The 15,899-nt window shown below is 70.9% G+C and carries 19 protein-coding genes and 1 tRNA gene; 9 read left to right on the top strand and 11 right to left on the bottom strand.

The annotated features are described in order from the left end of the window. Together ACLBXP_RS11410 and ACLBXP_RS11405 are read left to right on the top strand one after the other, a co-directional pair. A complete protein-coding gene (locus ACLBXP_RS11410) occupies nt 1-660 on the top strand; it encodes a class I SAM-dependent methyltransferase (protein WP_447668032.1) in 660 nt (219 codons plus the stop codon). A gap of 181 nt (nt 661-841) precedes the next feature. Next, nucleotides 842-1,414, top strand: coding sequence for an NAD(P)H-dependent oxidoreductase (locus ACLBXP_RS11405; RefSeq protein WP_447667778.1), 573 nt, complete (start codon nt 842-844; stop codon nt 1,412-1,414). Nucleotides 1,415-1,477: 63 nt separating this feature from the next. On the opposite strand, the gene ACLBXP_RS11400 is transcribed toward ACLBXP_RS11405, so the two are convergent. Next, nucleotides 1,478-2,080: a glutathione peroxidase gene (locus ACLBXP_RS11400; protein WP_447667777.1), complete on the bottom strand. Its 603-nt coding sequence runs from the start codon at nt 2,078-2,080 to the stop codon at nt 1,478-1,480. A 207-nt stretch (nt 2,081-2,287) separates the two neighbouring features. Between ACLBXP_RS11400 and ACLBXP_RS11395 the strand changes: the two genes are divergently transcribed. Continuing rightward, nucleotides 2,288-2,836 carry a PRC-barrel domain-containing protein gene (locus ACLBXP_RS11395; RefSeq protein ID WP_447667776.1) on the top strand — a complete coding sequence of 183 codons (549 nt, stop codon included), beginning with the start codon at nt 2,288-2,290 and terminating at the stop codon, nt 2,834-2,836. 186 nt (nt 2,837-3,022) lie between these two features. Continuing rightward, entirely contained in the window at nt 3,023-3,580 is a 558-nt protein-coding gene (locus ACLBXP_RS11390; protein ID WP_447667775.1) for a cytochrome b, read from the top strand. Nucleotides 3,581-3,583: 3 nt separating this feature from the next. Here the strand turns inward: ACLBXP_RS11390 and ACLBXP_RS11385 are convergent, their stop codons facing one another. Continuing rightward, nucleotides 3,584-4,429 (bottom strand): AprI/Inh family metalloprotease inhibitor, encoded by an 846-nt coding sequence (locus ACLBXP_RS11385; protein WP_447667774.1) that lies wholly within the window; start codon nt 4,427-4,429, stop codon nt 3,584-3,586. Next, nucleotides 4,426-5,394, bottom strand: a complete 969-nt coding sequence (locus ACLBXP_RS11380) for a 2-hydroxyacid dehydrogenase (protein ID WP_447668031.1) — start codon at nt 5,392-5,394, stop codon at nt 4,426-4,428. Before ACLBXP_RS11380 ends, ACLBXP_RS11385 begins: the two co-directional genes overlap by 4 nt. 280 nt (nt 5,395-5,674) lie before the next feature. On the opposite strand from ACLBXP_RS11380, the gene leuC reads away from it, so the two are divergent. The 3 genes from leuC (at nt 5,675) to ACLBXP_RS11365 (ending at nt 7,966) form a co-directional block, all read left to right on the top strand. Continuing rightward, a complete protein-coding gene (leuC, locus tag ACLBXP_RS11375; RefSeq protein ID WP_447667773.1) occupies nt 5,675-7,087 on the top strand; it encodes a 3-isopropylmalate dehydratase large subunit in 1,413 nt (470 codons plus the stop codon). A gap of 124 nt (nt 7,088-7,211) precedes the next feature. Then, nucleotides 7,212-7,296 (top strand) — tRNA-Leu (locus ACLBXP_RS11370). A gap of 163 nt (nt 7,297-7,459) precedes the next feature. Next, nucleotides 7,460-7,966 carry a GAF domain-containing protein gene (locus ACLBXP_RS11365; protein WP_447667772.1) on the top strand — a complete coding sequence of 169 codons (507 nt, stop codon included), beginning with the start codon at nt 7,460-7,462 and terminating at the stop codon, nt 7,964-7,966. Between the two features lie 73 nt (nt 7,967-8,039). On the opposite strand, the gene ACLBXP_RS11360 is transcribed toward ACLBXP_RS11365, so the two are convergent. From ACLBXP_RS11360 to ACLBXP_RS11350, 3 genes are all read right to left on the bottom strand, one after another. Next, nucleotides 8,040-8,651: a PAS domain-containing protein gene (locus ACLBXP_RS11360; protein ID WP_447667771.1), complete on the bottom strand. Its 612-nt coding sequence runs from the start codon at nt 8,649-8,651 to the stop codon at nt 8,040-8,042. Nucleotides 8,652-8,896: 245 nt separating this feature from the next. After that, a complete protein-coding gene (locus tag ACLBXP_RS11355; protein WP_447667770.1) occupies nt 8,897-9,118 on the bottom strand; it encodes a hypothetical protein in 222 nt (73 codons plus the stop codon). Between the two features lie 524 nt (nt 9,119-9,642). Next, nucleotides 9,643-9,867 carry a hypothetical protein gene (locus ACLBXP_RS11350; RefSeq protein WP_447667769.1) on the bottom strand — a complete coding sequence of 75 codons (225 nt, stop codon included), beginning with the start codon at nt 9,865-9,867 and terminating at the stop codon, nt 9,643-9,645. A 213-nt stretch (nt 9,868-10,080) separates the two neighbouring features. Here ACLBXP_RS11350 and ACLBXP_RS11345 point away from each other — a divergent pair, with 213 nt between their 5' ends. After that, nucleotides 10,081-10,635 (top strand): PAS domain-containing protein, encoded by a 555-nt coding sequence (locus ACLBXP_RS11345; protein ID WP_447667768.1) that lies wholly within the window; start codon nt 10,081-10,083, stop codon nt 10,633-10,635. Between the two features lie 46 nt (nt 10,636-10,681). After that, nucleotides 10,682-10,933 (top strand): hypothetical protein, encoded by a 252-nt coding sequence (locus tag ACLBXP_RS11340; RefSeq protein WP_447667767.1) that lies wholly within the window; start codon nt 10,682-10,684, stop codon nt 10,931-10,933. 58 nt (nt 10,934-10,991) lie between these two features. On the opposite strand, the gene ACLBXP_RS11335 is transcribed toward ACLBXP_RS11340, so the two are convergent. From ACLBXP_RS11335 to ACLBXP_RS11315, 5 genes are all read right to left on the bottom strand, one after another. Beyond that, nucleotides 10,992-13,166, bottom strand: coding sequence for a TonB-dependent siderophore receptor (locus ACLBXP_RS11335; protein WP_447667766.1), 2,175 nt, complete (start codon nt 13,164-13,166; stop codon nt 10,992-10,994). A gap of 261 nt (nt 13,167-13,427) precedes the next feature. Continuing rightward, entirely contained in the window at nt 13,428-14,111 is a 684-nt protein-coding gene (locus tag ACLBXP_RS11330) for a class I SAM-dependent methyltransferase (protein WP_447667765.1), read from the bottom strand. 135 nt (nt 14,112-14,246) lie between these two features. Then, nucleotides 14,247-14,450, bottom strand: coding sequence for a CsbD family protein (locus tag ACLBXP_RS11325; RefSeq protein ID WP_447667764.1), 204 nt, complete (start codon nt 14,448-14,450; stop codon nt 14,247-14,249). 75 nt (nt 14,451-14,525) lie between these two features. Beyond that, nucleotides 14,526-15,449 carry a PhnA-like protein gene (locus ACLBXP_RS11320; protein WP_447667763.1) on the bottom strand — a complete coding sequence of 308 codons (924 nt, stop codon included), beginning with the start codon at nt 15,447-15,449 and terminating at the stop codon, nt 14,526-14,528. 47 nt (nt 15,450-15,496) lie between these two features. After that, nucleotides 15,497-15,844 (bottom strand): CsbD family protein, encoded by a 348-nt coding sequence (locus tag ACLBXP_RS11315; RefSeq protein ID WP_447667762.1) that lies wholly within the window; start codon nt 15,842-15,844, stop codon nt 15,497-15,499. Between the last annotated feature and the right edge of the window lie 55 nt (nt 15,845-15,899).

Raw genomic sequence — 15,899 nt, 5'->3', positions numbered from 1 at the left:
ATGAACGCGCCGCTCGATCCCGTCGGCTTCATCCGCAGCCACACGCGCCTTCGCCCCGTGCCGCACGCTCCGGAGATCCGCCTCTACGTCGCCGACGAGGCGACGGCGCTCTGGCAGAAGACCGAGGAGGAGCTCGCCGAGATCGGCCTGCCGCCGCCCTTCTGGGCCTTCGCCTGGGCCGGCGGGCAGGCGCTCGCGCGCTACGTCCTCGACAACCCGGAGATCGCGGCGGGGCACCGGGTGCTCGACTTCGCGGCGGGCTCCGGCCTCGTCGGCATCGCGGCGGCGCTGGCGGGCGCGGCCCACGTCACCGCGAGCGACCTCGACCCCTTCGCGATCCCGGCGATCGGCCTCAACGCTGCGGCCAACGGCGTCGCGGACCGCGTCACCGCCGCGGGCGAGGACCTGATCGGCACCGCGCCGGAGGCCGACCTCGTGCTGGCCGCGGACATCTTCTACGAGCGCGACCTCGCCGGCGCGGTCGGCGACTGGCTCGGCGACCTCCACGCGCGGGGCATGACCGTGCTGATCGGCGATCCCGGCCGCGCCTACCTGCCGAAGGCGCGCCTCGAACCCCTCGCCACCTACGCGGTCCCGGTCACGCGGGCCCTGGAGGATGCCGAGATCAAGCGCTCCAGCGTCTGGCGCTTCCGGGGCTGACCCTTGTCCCGGATCCGGACGACGGCGTGACGGAAACCGGCCCTTCACCCGGATATGGGACATTTCGCCTCGGCTCGGGCCTTGCAGTCGAAGCCGGCGCGGCGCGTTCTCTCCCGGATCGGTCCGGGCCCGAACCGCGTGCCGCCGCGCGCCGACCCGAACCGAGCGGAGACCACAGCCCGTGCCACTGCCCCGCGTCGTCGCCTTTTCGGCCAGCATCAACCGCCCGTCGCGCACCCGCAGCCTCGTGGAGGCGGTGGCCGCCGGCTTGGCGCTGCGCCAGCGCATCGACCTGCGGGTGTTCGACCTGATCGATGCCGGCCCCGGCCTCGGCGCGCTGACGCGCGACGGCCTCTCCCTCCCGGCCGCGCGGCTGATCGAGGCGATCGAGGGCGCGGACGCGCTGATCGTCGGCTCGCCGGTCTACAAGGGCGCCTATTCGGGGCTGTTCAAGCACGTCTTCGACTTCGTCGAGCCCGAGGCCCTGGCCGGCAAGCCGGTGGCGCTCGCGGCCACCGGGGGTGGCCAGCGCCACGCCCTGGTGGTGGAGCACGCGATGCGCCCGCTCTTCGGCTTCTTCGCCGCCCACATCGCACCGACCGCGGTCTACGCGGGCGGCGAGGAGATCGCGGACGGCCGCGTGGTCGACCCGGGCGTCGCCGAGCGCGTGGCCGCGGCGGCGGCCGAGATGGCGCTCCTCATCGACGCCGCGCGGGCTTCCGGCGCGGGCCGGCGGGCCGCGCCGGCGGCCTGAGCCGGGCGCCCCGGCGGCGCGTCCTCACGCCGGCCGGTCGAGCTCCGCCCCGGCGGCGCGTCCTCACGCCGGCCGGTCGAGCTCCGCCGCGATGGCGCTGATGATCCGCGGATCGGCGGGCTCCACCTGCGTGCCGAAGGCGGCGGCGAGCGAGCCGTCGCGGGCGACGAGGTACTTGTGGAAGTTCCAGCGCGGGGTCTCCCCCGGCTTCTCGGCGGCCGCCCAGGCGTAGAACGGGTGGGCGGCCGGCATCCGCACGCGGGTCTTGGCCGTGAGCGGGAAGGTGACGCCGTGGTTCTTGCGCGCGGCTTCCGCGATGGCGGGCCCGTCGAGGGGCTCCTGGTTGCCGAAATCCGGCGAGGGGACCCCGATCACCGCGAGGCCGCGGTCCTGGAAGCGGGTCCACAGGCCCTGAAGGCCGGCGAGCTGCCCCGCGAAGCCGCAGGCGGTGGCGGTGTTGACCACGAGGATCGGCCGGCCGGCGTAGTCCGCCAGCGGCATCGGCCCGCCCTCGGGGCGCTCGAACGTGAAGGCGGTCGCCTTGGCGCCGCTCGTGCCCACCGCGGCGGCCGGGCGCGGCAGGCTCCCACCGAGGGCCGCGCCCAGGGAGGCAGTGAGGAGGGTGAGCGCCTCGCGGCGCGGCATCGTGAGGGTACGGCCCTTCATGGCATCGGCCTCTGGAGCGTGGGGTGGTTGCGCGACGCAGTCCCGCCGGTCTGTCTCGCCGCTCGGTCTCGGTTGCCCATCTAGGGCGGCGGCGTGCGGCGGGCAGCCGGCGCGGGGTGCGGCGGAACTTCCGGGCGTATCCCGACTTTGCGGTGCGACCTTCGCCGCGCCGCCCGGCTGCCGGCCTCGAGCCCGAGAGATCCAATCATGCACAGCCTCCTCGCCGGAATGGCCGCCCTCCTGCTCGGCACGGGCGCCGCCCTCGCCCAGGCACCCGACGCACCCGCCCCGGGCCAGCCCGCCACGCTCTCGGGCGACCTGCGCCCGACCTTCGTCGCGCAGACCCCGAACGACCGCGTCGCCTCGAAGCTCGTGGGCCTCACCATCCAGAACGGCGCCAACGAGACCATCGGCGAGATCGCCGACCTCGTCCTCGACGAGAACAGCACGGTGAAGTGCTGGATCGTCGGCGTCGGCGGCTTCCTCGGCATCGGCACGAAGTACGTCGCCATCGCGCCGAGCGCCGTGAAGATCGCGCGAGCCGACAATCAGGCCCTCAAGGCGACGATCGACACGACGAAGGACCAGCTCCGGGCCGCCCCCGAATACGTCTACCTCGGCAAGGAGAAGCCCGGGGAGGGCAAAGCCGACGCGAACAAGGCCGACGCGAGCCGGACGAGCGACGCGAAGCCCGCGGAGACGAAGCCCGCCGAGGCGCCGGTCGGGACCGCGGACACCGGCGCGCCGAAACCATGAGAACGCTCCGGTCGCCTCCCTCGATCAGGGGTGCCGCGGAACGGCCTCGGAGGCGTCCTCCCCGGGCTGCGCGACGATCTGACTCCCGCGCGTCGAACCGGTTCCGCGGGGCGCTCGCGGCATCGGCACTCGCGCGGCGCCGCGTTTCGGGGCAGGCTCGGCGGACCGATCGCAGCGCGAGGCAGCATGTCCCTGGACCTTCCGGCCGCACGTCCCCGCTACACCGGCGTCGCCCAGGCGCTGCACTGGGTCACCGCGCTCCTCGTCGCGGTGGTCCTGCCCCTTGCCTGGATCGCCACGAGCCTCGCCCGCGATGCGCCCAACAAGGGCAACGTGTTCGTGCTGCACAAGTCGGTGGGCCTGACCATCCTGGCCCTCGTCGTGCTCCGCCTCGCCTGGCGGGCGACGCACCCCGCGCCCCCCGATCCGGCGACCCCGCGGGCGCTCAACCTCCTCGCCCGGGCGAACCACTGGCTGCTCTACGCGATCCTCCTGGTCATGCCGGCGAGCGGCTACCTGCTGAGCGCCTACGGGGGGCGGGGGACGCCGTATTTCTGGCTGTTCACGGTGCCGGGCTTCACGAAGGACGAGGCGCTCCACGAGCTGTTCGAGCGGGTGCACGTCGTCGGACAGTGGGCGGTCTACGCGCTCGTCGTCCTGCACGTCGCCGGCACCCTCTGGCACCTCGTCATCCGCCGGGACGGGGTGCACGAGCGCATGCTCCCGACCCAGCACCTGCGCTGAGACCTACTCGACCCGGCGCAGGATGAAGGTCACGCCCGTCTCCGGGTCGCGGCGCCAGCCCCCCGTGCCGGTCGGCACGAGGTTGACGACGTGGCCCCGCCGCGCGCTCAGCACGAGGCGCCCGGCCACGTAGCGCCAGGAGGCGGGATCGAAGATCGCGATGCCGGAGTCGCGGCAGCCGTCGAGGACGCGCACCGGCGCGTTCGCGCCCTCCGGGGGCCCGAGCGCCAGGCGGCAGACCTCGCGGTCGTTGTAGCGGTCGAGGGCGTAGATCCCGGGCTCCGGCCGCGGGCCGGCGGGCGCGGGCTCCGCCGCGGCGGCCGGGCTCGGCGCGGGAGGCGCGGCAGGCGCGGGCTCCGGCGGCCGCATGGCGGCGATCTGCAGGGGCACCAGGCTGTAGGGCTCGCCGGCCTCGCTGCGCGCCAGCAGGCTGCGCTGGTCCGGCCGGCGGGCGAAGGACAGGACCGGCCTCAGGTCCCGGTCGACGAGGCGCACCGCCGCGTCCGCGAACAGCCAGCCCGCCACGCCGTTCAGCACGGGCAGGGCCTTGCGGCAGCCCGCGGGGAAGCGCAGCCGCCGGCCCGCCTCGCCGCTGTCGCCCGTGAGCGTCATCACGCAGCGGCGGTTGGTCCCGTCCCGCGACAGGTCCCAGGTGCCCGGCACGCCGGTGGCCGCCTCGGGCAGGCTCGCCACGAAGCCGGGCTCGCCCGGCGCCGGGGCGGCGGGCGGTGCGGCCGGCTCGGGGACGGGGGCCGCCTCGGGCGGAGGGGATTCGGGGAGCGGCGGCTGCTGCGCGCGGGCCGCGGCGAGGCCGGCGAGGAGCGCCAGGGCGGCGAGGCTGACTCTCACCGGCTCACGCCCCGGTGCGCGCCCCGGCCCGCCGGCACCGGCGTCTCCGGCACGGGGGTCAGCGGCGGGCGGCCTTCGAACCAGGCGAGCAGGTTGTCCACGACGAGGCGGCCCATGGCGGCCCGCGTCGCCACGGAGCCCGAGCCCACGTGCGGCAGCAGCACCACGTGGTCGAGCCCGAGGAGGTCGGCCGGCACCCGCGGCTCGTCGGCGTACACGTCGAGGCCGGCTCCCAGGATGGTGCCCTCCGCGAGCGCCCGGGCGAGCGCCGGCTCGTCCACCAGGCTGCCGCGGGCGACGTTGACCAGGATGCCCTCCGGGCCGAGGGCCTCCAGCACGGCGGCGTCGACGATCCCGCGGGTCTCCGGGCCGCCCGGCGCCACGATCATCAGCACGTCCGCGGCGCGCGCGAGCCCGACGAGGGTCGGGTGGTAGGCGTAGGCGACGTCGGCCTGGGCGCTGCGGCCGTGATAGGCGATGTCGACCCCGAAGCCTTCGAGGCGCCGGGCGATGGCCCGCCCGATGCGCCCGAGGCCCAGGATGCCGACCGTGCGGCCCCGCAGGCTCGCGGTGAGCGGGAACGAGCGTTGGGGCCACAGCCCCGCCCGGAGGTGGCGTTCGGCCTGCGGGATCTGGCGCACGGCGGCGAGCAACAGCCCCACCGCGAGGTCGGCCACCTCGTCCGTGAGCACGTCCGGCGTGTTGGTGACGACGATGCCGCGCCGGCCCGCCTCCGCTGCGTCCACGGTGTCGTACCCGACCCCGAAGCTCGCCACGATCTCGAGGTTCGGCAGGCGGTCCATCAGGGCGGCGTCCACGGCGGCGTGGGCGTTGACCGCGAGGCCGCGGATGCGCGGGCCGATGGCGGCGAGGAGGGCCTGCGGATCCGGGGCGGCGTCGAGCCTGTGCAGGCGGAAGGCCGGTTCCAGAGCCTCCATGACGCTCGGCTGCATCGGCCGCAGCATCAGGATCTCGGCGGGCAGGCTGTCGGACACGGCGGCTCCCGGTTCTCCGGACGGCCGGTCACCGGGGCCATCGGGGGGATTGTGATCACGGGCCCGGGCGGCCGCAAGGCATCCCGGTCCGCCCGCCGCATGAGCGCACGGCCATGCAGCGGGTTCCGGGCAGCCATATCGCCACGAAAGGCCCGAGGCCACTTCCGGAACGCCCGCCGGAACCTTACTAAGGTGGCTCGATGTCTCCTGACGAAGACGCGTCCCGAGCGACCTGCAGAGCGACCCGACCATGACGGCCCCGCGCACCCTCTACGACAAGATCTGGGACGACCACGTCGTCGATGTCGAGCCGGACGGCACCAGCCTCCTCTACATCGACCGCCACCTCGTGCACGAGGTGACGAGCCCGCAGGCGTTCGAGGGGCTTCGCGCGGCCGGCCGCCGGGTCCGCCACCCCGAGCGGACGCTCGCGGTGGTCGACCATAACGTCCAGACCTCGGACCGCAGCCGCGGCATCGAGGACCCGGAGAGCCGCACGCAGCTCGAGGCGCTCGCCGAGAACGTGCGCGACTTCGGCATCGAGTTCTACGACGCCCTCGACCGGCGCCAGGGCATCGTGCACATCATCGGCCCCGAGCAGGGCTTCACCCTGCCGGGCCAGACGATCGTCTGCGGCGATTCCCACACCTCGACGCACGGCGCCTTCGGGGCGCTCGCCCACGGCATCGGCACCTCCGAGGTCGAGCACGTCCTGGCGACGCAGACCCTTCTGCAGAAGAAGGCGCGGAACATGCGCGTCACCGTCGACGGTACGCTGCCCCCGGGGGTCACCGCCAAGGACATCATCCTGGCGATCATCGGCGAGATCGGCACGGCGGGCGGCACCGGCCACGTCATCGAGTACGCCGGCGAGGCGATCCGCGCCCTCTCGATGGAGGGGCGCATGACGATCTGCAACATGTCGATCGAGGGGGGCGCCCGGGCCGGCATGGTGGCGCCGGACGAGACCACCTTCGCCTACGTGAAGGACCGCCCGAAGGCGCCGAAGGGCGCGGCCTTCGACCGGGCGCGGGCCTACTGGGAGAGCCTCGTCAGCGACGCCGATGCCCACTTCGACCGCGAGGTGCGCCTCGACGCCGGCAACCTGCCCCCGATCGTGAGCTGGGGCACGAGCCCCGAGGACGTGATCTCGATCCTCGGCGCCGTGCCGGACCCGGCCGCCATCGCCGACGAGAACAAGCGTCAGTCCAAGGCGCAGGCGCTGGCCTATATGGGCCTGACCCCCGGCACGCGGATGACCGACGTCGCCCTCGACCGAGTGTTCATCGGCTCCTGCACCAACGGCCGCATCGAGGACCTGCGCACGGTCGCCCGCATGGTGGAGGGCCGCAAGGTCCACCCGAACGTCTCCGCCATGGTGGTGCCGGGCTCCGGCCTCGTGAAGGCGCAGGCCGAGGCGGAAGGGCTCGACCGCATCCTCAAGGATGCGGGCTTCGACTGGCGCGAGCCCGGCTGCTCGATGTGCCTCGGCATGAACCCCGACAAGCTGCGGCCGGAGGAGCGCTGCGCCTCCACCTCGAACCGCAACTTCGAGGGCCGCCAGGGCCCGCGCGGCCGCACCCACCTGGTCTCCCCGGCCATGGCCGCCGCGGCCGCGGTGGCGGGCCACTTCGTGGACATCCGCGCCTGGCCGCACGGCTGACGCGGGAGGTTCAGCGGCTGATCCGCAACAGGGCTCCACGGCCTGACGCGGCGGCGGAAATCGCGATTGACGATCCCGCCGCCGCCGCCTAAACGAACCGCACCGCCGATCCACGGATCGCCGGGCCCAGGTGGCGGAATTGGTAGACGCGCTGGTTTCAGGTACCAGTCTCGCAAGAGGTGAAGGTTCGAGTCCTTTCCTGGGCACCATCAGCCGCCTGAAGCGCTGATCCGCAACGACGTTCCTGAATTCAGATCTCGCATACGCCATCCGGCTGAGCGGCAGGCGAGTCCGGCAGGCTCCCCCGAATTGCTGTACCCGATGAAGCGCGGCCGCATGGACGCTGCCCGGCCCGGCCTTTAGTATGCCCGGATGTTCGATACGCGTAGCCAAGCCGATTCTCAGGCAGAAGGCGTCGGCGAGCGGCTCGCGGCGGCCGAGTGCCTCGACGACGTCGTCGCCGCCCTGAGCCAGGGTGCCCGGCGGGAGATCGGTTGCGACGGCGTCGCCGTCGTCCTGCGTGAGGCGGACAGTTGCCACTACGTCGCCGAGAACGCGGTGGAACCGCTTTGGAAGGGCCAGCGCTTCCCGCTTACGGACTGCGTCTCCGGCTGGGCGATGCTGAACAATGAGACGGCCGTCGTGCCCGATGTCGGCCTCGACCCGCGCGTTCCGGTCGCCCCTTACCAGAGCAAATCGATCTGCAGCCTGGTGATGGCCCCGATCGGCTCGCCGCCGGTCGCCGCCCTCGGCGCGTACTGGTGCGCCTACGTCCTCATCGGCGCCGATACGGTCGCGCGGGTCGAGGGTTTGGCCCGCCAGGCGGGCGACGCGCTGGCTCGGATCCTGCGGAGCGATGGCGGTCGACGGAGCGCGTGACCCTCGAAGGCCCGTGCGATGCTTCGGCCGAGATGAGGCCTCGGCGTGTAAGGCCGTCGGCATCGCGTGGGGGTCAGTTCAGGTTCCTGCGCCGCTTCTCGGCGATGCGCTTCGCGAGCCGCCGGCCCAGGGCCAGCAGAACCGTGTCGGCCAGGATCTGGAGCGTCGGATCCCGCACGGCCTTCAGCGCCTCGCGGCCGGCGAGGAAGTGGCGGGCGGCCTCATCGAGCGGCTCATCGGCGGCGCTCAGGCGCCCGGCGGCGTAGATGGCCTCCGGTGGCCGGCTGTGACTCATGTCGATGACGATGCCGCTGGCACGGCAGACCCGGCCGGTGTCGTCGACGTCGAAATGCCCGCGCGCGAAGATCCAGCGCACCACGCCGTCGGCGGAGCGCACACGGTGCTCGATGATGAACCAGCCGCCCTCGCGCGCGCACTGGTCGAAGAAGCTGTTCGAGCGCTCGCGATCCTCGGGGTGGACGCCGGCCGCGAAGAGATCGCGGTGGATGCCGGCCTCCGCCGCGTCGGGATCGAAGCCGAAGAGCAGGGCGACCAGGGCGTCCGCGTGGATCAGGCCGGTGTCGACGTCGAGCCTCCAGCGGCCGACCACGTCCGTTGCGTCCAGCGCGGTCTGGAGCGCCGTATCGCTCGTCGCCTCAATGCGACCCCGTCCGGAACTGGCCAAGAAACGCTCCCTCGCCGTGCGATCGCGATCATGAGCTGCGCCCGCATCGCCACGAGACTTTACGCTCGAAGCGAGATTTAAACCAAGCACGCGCGGCCGCCCGCGACGCAGAATCGGGCCGGATACGCGCTGCGCGCCAGTCTCACGCTCCGAATTCTTCGAAGCTCAGGTCGAATTCTCGTGCGGGCAGGGAATGACCGTGGTGAGGCGTTCGTGGAAGCGCCTCACGATCCCGCGCGCCGATGCTACACCGCTTCGGCGTCCGGCTCGGCGCTGGGCGGGCAGGGGATGACCAGGCTGACGAGCCAGAACAGCGCGATGGCACCCACCGCGGCCGAGCTTCCGGCGAGCGGGGTGAGCATCATGGCGAACACGAAGCCGTGCTTGAGGAGCAGGGCGAACGCGACGAGCGCACCGAGGATCGCCGCGATCGACACGCGGATGATGCAGCATTCAGAGGCCTGCATGCCGGGCTCCCTCAGTTAACAACTCCTACGTGTATCGAGCGGACACCTTCTCAACGTGTAGGAGTACTGAGATGGAGAAATGCAACCCTCCTGGCAGGCCACGTTTCACCGAGCCGCCTCCGCGGCGATCAACGAACGAGCGTCGCTACCACTCGAAGTAGGAGTCCATGCCGGGGAGAAGGCAGACCAGGGTCGCCGCGGCCCCCAGCACGCCCGCCATCATCACTGCCGCGCCCATGTGAGAGACCTCGCGTTCTGCCTGCCTGGCCAACTCGGGGCACCCCGGCAGAGTTTCAGGCTGCGAGCTTTTACCAGCGCAGGAAGCGGTCCGACGCCGGACAGGCGGCTACCGTGATGGCGATTGCGCCGACGGTGCCTGCCAGCATGATGATGAGGGCCAGAGGCATGTTTGCGAACCTCCGATAGCGGTGCCGTGGGACTCTCTCGGATTCAATGGCCGAATCCGTGCCCGGTGCCGTGCGGCAGATTGGGCACCCGAACGCGGGCTTGCTCGCAGGCCAAGGTCATGCCCGAGGATCGCCCCGCTGAACCGCGGCCCTTCGCACGGCGTCGATGAAGCCTCTGCGGATTTCCGGATCGGCGATCTGCTCGAAGGCCTGCAGCAGGTCCGCTACGTCCTGTGCCCGCTGGAGCGCCGAGCAGCCCGGATCGTGGAAGGCCGCGACGGGCAGGCCGAGCGCCGAGGCGATGGCCTGCAGGGTCTCATCGCCCGCATCGTGCTCATCCATGTTCCGGCTCCCAGCGGAGCAGCGAGCGCAATCGCATTGACACAGTGACCCGCGCGAGCGGGAACGGCACCAGGGACTGGATATATCAGAAACGCTTTCACACGCCGCAGGTTGCCGGAGTGTCAGGTCCGGCTGCCGCAACGGACGTTGTCGTCAACAGGATCGACGCCGTTCCGACCTCAGGCGCCGCACCGAGGCCGATGAGGTGCGCAGATGATATTCGTGACCGATGCGACCGGCGCCATAACCTACGTCAGCCCGGAATGGTCCACCTTCACCGGCCAGTCGGCCCTCGCGGCGGCGGGCATGGGCTGGCTCCAGCACGTGCATCCGGACGATGGCGGCACCGTCTGCGATCTCCTCAGCCGAGCGCTGAGCCAGCGCGTGGAACACAGCGCGCGCTACCGCCTCCGGCGGGCGGACGGACAGTACGTCTGGGTGTTGGCCGGAGCGGTCCCGTCCTACGGGCCGCCGGGCCAGACTTTCCTGGGCTACCTCGGGTCCGTCACGCAGCTCAGCCCGGGCGGCGCGGAAGAACCGACCGCCCACGGCACGATCGGGCGCTACGTGCCGCCGCCCTCCCACCCGGCGACCCAACCGGGAAGTGCCGCCGAACTCATCGCGGACCGCCTCCTGATGGCCCACGGGCTGATCGAGGAGGACGGCGTGAAGGCGGCCCTGCCGGGCATCAGGCAGGCGCTCCTCGCCGTCGGCGTCGCGCTCGCGCGCGAACACGCGTTGCGGACACGGCCGGAGCAGATTCACTGAGCCCGCCGCATCGGGCAGGCTGTCGCTTCCAGGAGTTTCAACCCCCATGCGCATTCGGCTCGGTCTCCTCCTCGCCCTGAACCTCTGCGGCTCCGTCGCGGCGGCCGAGCCTCAACTGACGATCGAGCGCCTCCTGGCGGACGGATGGGAGATCGCCGGCTATGTCGGGAACTACGATGTGCGAACGTCCCTGATCCTGTTTCGGAAGAAGGATGCGAAATACCTCGTTCAGTGCTCGACCCTGTACGACGTCACCCGCAACCAGCGGGTGGTCGTGAACTGCTACGAGCTTCATTGATCCTGAATGGTCGCGTGCCCCGGGCGGGCGGTCAGACCCTCAGCGCAGGTCCGCGCGCCTACCAGCGGTAGTTGAGCCGCGCGATCACGCGGCGGCCCTCTGCGTAGAAGCAGCCGAAATCCGCGTTGAAGCAGGAGGCGACGTACCGCTTGTCGAGGAGGTTCGTCACGTTGACGGACAGGCGGTAATTGTCCCGGGTGTAGCTGACGAGGCTGTCGAGCACCGTCGCCTCCGGGACCTTGAAGGTGTTGGGGTCGGCGCCGTAGGTCGAGCCGACGAAGCGGATGCCGCCGCCGAACTGGAAGCCCCGGAAGTCGCCGGTCTGCACGGTGTAGTCGCCCCAGACCGAGAGGCGGTGCCGCGGAACCGTCACGGGCACCTTTCCGGCATTGCCGCCGTCGGGGTCCTTCGTGATCTCGGCGTCGATGTAGGCGTAGGCGGCCCTGACGTTGAGGCCCTCGATCAGGCTGACGACGCCCTCGAACTCCACGCCGCGCGAATTGATCTCGCCCGTCTGACGCGCCGCGAAGGTGGCGTTGACGGCATCGAAGCGGATGACGTTCTGGCGGGTCAGGTCGAAGGCCGCGGCCGTGAAATAGCCGTTGAAGCCCGGCGGTTGGTACTTCACCCCGACTTCGTACTGCCGGCCGGTCTCCGGCGCGAACAGCCGGCCGTTGAGGTCGACGTTCAGCGTCGGGAGGAACGATTCCGAGTAACTGACGTAGGGCGCGATCCCGTTGTCGAAGTTGTAGATCAGCCCCGCCCTGCCGGTGAAGGCCTGGACGGACTTGTCCGTGCGCGTTGCGTTGAATCGGTCGTTGACGCTGGTATCGGCCCAGTCGCTCCGGCCGCCCAGCACCAGGGTGAAGCGGTCGAACCTGATCTGGTCCTGCAGGTAGAGGCCGAGCTGCTGCTGGCCGACCCGGACGTCCTGGTATGGGGTGAGGTCGCTGACGACGCCGTTGTAGACGGGTGCGAAGACGTTGATCGGCGACGTGGTGAAGCTGCTGGCCTTCTCTGCGTAGCCGGTGTCCCGGAAGTCGAGCCCGAACAGGGCCGTGTGGGCGAACGGGCCCGTCAGGAACCGGACCTGCGCCTGATTGTCGATCGCGAAGGTGTTGAGGATCGAGCGCCCGGTGCCTCCGAAGCGCGCCAGGTCGCCGGTCACCGGATCGGCGTAGCCCGCCCCATAGGCGAGGATCTGGTCGTTGCGCAGGTGGCTGAAGCGCGCGTTCTGGCGCACGATGAGATCGTCCGAGACGCGGTGCTCGAAGAGGTAGCCGATCGAGGCCTGCTCGCTGTCGTACCGGTCCTGCCCCGGGATGCCCACGAAGCGGTTGCGGGGAATGAAGCGGCCGAGGTTCGGGAACACGGTGCCGAGCGCTGGCAGGAACTGAAGCCCCCAGCCGGCCATGTCCTTCTGATAGTTCGTCAGGATCGTCAGCGTCGTGTCGGCGGTCGGCCGCCAGGTCACGGACGGCGCGATGAACACGCGGTCGTCGTTGACGAAATCGACCTGGTTGCCGGCTTGGCGCACCAGCCCGGTCATCCGGTAGGCCCACTTGCCCTCGGGGTCGACCGGCCCGCCGAAGTCGAACGTGCCCTGGACCCGGTCGAAGCTGCCGCCGGCCAGCGCGATCTCGCCGAAGGGGACGAAGAGCGGCCGCTTGCTCACGTAGTTGATGATGCCGCCCGGTCCGTTCTGGCCGTAGAGGACCGAGGCCGGGCCCTTGAGGATCTCGATGCGCTCGGCGCCGTACGGATCGAGGCAGTTGAAGTCCGCCGAGGATGTGCCGGGCAGGCGCAGGCCGTCGCGGTAGACGGAGTTGCTCGTCACGTCGAAGCCGCGGATCTGGAAGCCGCCGCAGCGCGTGTCACCCGCGCCGTTGACCTCGCCGGCGACGCCCGCGGTGTATTGCAGCGCCTGCCCGAGGGACTGAGCCTGCTGCACGGCGATCTGGTCCGCCGTGACCACGGAGATCGATTGCGGGGTCTGGATCAGCGGCGTGTCGGTCTTGGTGCCCGTGGCGCTCCGGGTCGCCACGAACCCGCGCACCGGTCCCGTCGCGCTCTCGGTGACCTGCCCTCCGCCCTCGACGCTGAGCGTATCGAGCGTGACGCTGTCCCTCGCGGCCTGTGACTGGGCTTCCGTATAGCCGAGGAGGAGCGCGGTTCCGGACAGCAGCGCGCGCAGCACCTGCGCGGCGCGGCGATGGTCAGGATCAAGCAACACGACGCGACCTCACGCAGGATCAGGGACCCGTAATAGGTCGTTACTATTGATCGGTGCTGATCATCACAATGCTAAACAAGATCATTGTTTGGATGCATTTTAATCTGATGCACGCTCGTCATCGACACGATGCGGGCGCGCCACAGTTGGTGGTTGCATTGGCCTTGGCCGACCCTATCGCCTCGCCAGGTCGCCCGTGGATGCAGAGGGCTTCATAGCGTCCATTGGCGCTTGAGCCAGAGAGCCGCCGGCGGCGACGTCTCAGGGCTTCGTTACGACGATCCCGTAATTGTCGCTGAACAGCCGGCCCTTGAAGTAGGACCCGAGCAGCGGAACATCCTTCCAGTGCCTGGTCAGCAGCTTGGGGATCTTGCCGTTGTTCATGAAGAAGAGACGCGGGTTCACGAAGCCCGCTTCGAGGGCGCAGCGCCAGAGGTCCACCGTGCTGAGCGGCGTGATGTGCGCCGGGTAGTTCGCGTCGTCGAAGGCGGCGAAGTGACCCCGGGTCGAAATGGTGAGAAGCGACCGGATGCTCAGGACGTTCGGCGTCGTGATGATCGCAACGCCGTTCGGCGCGAGGCAGCTGAAGATGTCACGCATGGTCTTCCTCGGGTTTTCGAGGTGCTCGAAAACCTCCACGGCGAAGACCAGGTCGTAGGAATTCGCATCCATCCGGCTGACGTCGTTCAGATCCATCTCGGTCCAGCCGATGCCGGGATCGAAATCGATCGGGCGCGGCATGATGTCGACGGCGTTCACCGATGAGCCGGGGAAGTATTTACTGATTTCCTTCGTGAAATCGCCCGTTCCGGCGCCGTAGTCGAGGATCCTGGACGGACTGTTTTTCACCGCATGCGCTTGCCGCAACGCGACGGAATAAATGTCCCAATTCGAAATGCCCCCGGACCGATAGGCGGCGTCCCGGCGAAAGTTCTCGAGGTTCATGGAATCATCTGCGCGGCTGATGAGACGACATCTCGCCGTAGCATTCGGTCTCACGGTCCCGAGTACAGATTTCGGCGTAAGCGGATCCGCCTTCGATCGAGGGCAGGACCGGCTCGGCCGGTCCCGCCCGCAATCTCAACGCTTGCCGGTTATCTTGTCGGCAATGTTCCGGGCCCCGTCCTTGACGTCGCCCACGGCCTTCTGGGCCTCGCCCTTCAACTCCTGGGCCTTGCCCTCGGCCACGAGGCGGTCGTTGCCGGTCGCCTTGCCGACGCCCTGCTTGACGTTGCCGACGGCCTCGTTGGCCAGACCCTTGATCTTGTCGGTGGTGCTGCTCATCGGATGTCTCCCTGGTGAGCGGTTGGCCGGCCCATGCCGGTGAGGGAGGCGCCCGCGCGGCGGGCGCCGATGGGGTCAGGCGCGGCGGGCGTCGTAGCCGGCCACGAGGGACACCGGGCGCGGGGCGCCGAGCCGGCCGCCGAAGAAGGCGGCGAGCGCCCCGAGGACCAGTGCGAGGGCGGCGTAGAAGGCACCCTGGGTGGCGGCGGACTTCGCGGTCACCGCGGCGGCCTCGGCCTTCTGCTTGGCCGCGGCCACGGCCTGATCGTACTGCCGCTCGTAATCCTGCACCTGCTGGCGGGCCTGCTCCACCGGGATCCCCTGCGCCTTGGCGAGCGCATCGGCCGCGCGAGCCTCGGCCTGCTGCTTCTGCGAAGCGTCGCCGGTGAACAGGGCGCGCACCGCCGCCACCGCCGCGTCGCGGGCGGCCTGCGGGTCCTGGCCGGCGGCCTGCTGGCGCACCGTGTTCTCGATGCCGTCGAGCGGGTTCGAGATCTTGGAGAGCGAGGGGGCGGCGGCCTGCGCGGCCGTCTGCACCGTGCCGCCGACGAGGTTGCCCGCGCCGCCGAGCGCGCCCGAGACCGTGCTCAGCGTGCCGCCGACGAGGCCGCTGGCCGCCGAGGTGATGAGGTAGAGGACGACGAGCGTCGTCACCGCCCAGGAGACGAGGCCGTGCAGCGCGGCCGCCCCCGGCAGGGTCTTGCCCGAGAGGCGCCCGGCGATCAGGCCGCCCGCCAGGGAGGCGACGATGCCCGAGACCACGAACCAGACCCCCGCGCTCAGCGAGACGGTGGAGGCGGCCGGGTTGTCGGCGGCGTTGGTGCCGACGGAGGCCAGGCCCACACCGACGCCGACGAGGTTCAGGATGACCTGGGTCACGAGGGCCGTGACGGCGCCGGCGAAGATGGCACCCCACGACACCTGGTTGAGGAGGACCGCACGCGTGTCGGCGTGCGCCTCGGCGGGAAGGGGCGGGGCAACGGTCTGGATGGTGGTCACGCTTTCACTCCGGATAAGGCGGTCGTCAGACGATCGTGCAGAGGGCGTCAGTCGCGGCGCGCGGTGACGAGGAGGCCGAGGCCGAAGCCGACGACGCCGGCGACGAGCAGGGAGGCGAGGGGGTATTCGGCGACCTGCTGGCCGACCTCACGGGTGCCGCGGCGCAGGTAGTGGCTGCCGCGCTCGTAGGCGTCCTCGGCGTAGTCGTAGGCCTCGTCCGAGGCGTGACGCACCGCGTCCTTGGCCTGCCCGTAGAGGTTCTCGGCCTGTCCGGCCGCCTCGCGCACGCGGCCCTCGGCCGAGTCCCGGTGCGAGCCCGTCAGGTCGCCGACCGCGCCCTGCACCTTGCCGCCGATCTCCTTGGCGGCGCCCGTGATCCTGTCCGTGTCAACCATGTCGTTCTCCCGTGTCGGTCCGTACCCGTGGTGACGGCGCCTCGGGCGAGGCTCC

It is taken from the genome of Methylobacterium sp. A54F (assembly GCF_053346035.1).
The sequence above is the reverse complement of the archived record's forward strand: the minus strand, read 5'-3'. Positions and strand labels throughout refer to the sequence as shown.

Excerpts from the sequence above, each read along its gene's own strand:
- ACLBXP_RS11410 (WP_447668032.1), top strand. The coding sequence starts at position 1 with ATGAACGCGCCGCTCGATCCCGTCGGCTTCATCCGCAGCCACACGCGC.
- ACLBXP_RS11340 (WP_447667767.1), top strand. The coding sequence starts at position 10,682 with ATGCGCATTCGGCTCGGTCTCCTCCTCGCCCTGAACCTCTGCGGCTCC.
- ACLBXP_RS11400 (WP_447667777.1), bottom strand. The coding sequence starts at position 2,080 with ATGAAGGGCCGTACCCTCACGATGCCGCGCCGCGAGGCGCTCACCCTC.
- ACLBXP_RS11390 (WP_447667775.1), top strand. The coding sequence starts at position 3,023 with ATGTCCCTGGACCTTCCGGCCGCACGTCCCCGCTACACCGGCGTCGCC.
- ACLBXP_RS11345 (WP_447667768.1), top strand. The coding sequence starts at position 10,081 with ATGATATTCGTGACCGATGCGACCGGCGCCATAACCTACGTCAGCCCG.
- ACLBXP_RS11325 (WP_447667764.1), bottom strand. The coding sequence starts at position 14,450 with ATGAGCAGCACCACCGACAAGATCAAGGGTCTGGCCAACGAGGCCGTC.
- ACLBXP_RS11365 (WP_447667772.1), top strand. The coding sequence starts at position 7,460 with ATGTTCGATACGCGTAGCCAAGCCGATTCTCAGGCAGAAGGCGTCGGC.
- ACLBXP_RS11330 (WP_447667765.1), bottom strand. The coding sequence starts at position 14,111 with ATGAACCTCGAGAACTTTCGCCGGGACGCCGCCTATCGGTCCGGGGGC.
- ACLBXP_RS11315 (WP_447667762.1), bottom strand. The coding sequence starts at position 15,844 with ATGGTTGACACGGACAGGATCACGGGCGCCGCCAAGGAGATCGGCGGC.
- ACLBXP_RS11355 (WP_447667770.1), bottom strand. The coding sequence starts at position 9,118 with ATGCAGGCCTCTGAATGCTGCATCATCCGCGTGTCGATCGCGGCGATC.
- ACLBXP_RS11395 (WP_447667776.1), top strand. The coding sequence starts at position 2,288 with ATGCACAGCCTCCTCGCCGGAATGGCCGCCCTCCTGCTCGGCACGGGC.
- ACLBXP_RS11350 (WP_447667769.1), bottom strand. The coding sequence starts at position 9,867 with ATGGATGAGCACGATGCGGGCGATGAGACCCTGCAGGCCATCGCCTCG.
- leuC (WP_447667773.1), top strand. The coding sequence starts at position 5,675 with ATGACGGCCCCGCGCACCCTCTACGACAAGATCTGGGACGACCACGTC.
- ACLBXP_RS11380 (WP_447668031.1), bottom strand. The coding sequence starts at position 5,394 with ATGCTGCGGCCGATGCAGCCGAGCGTCATGGAGGCTCTGGAACCGGCC.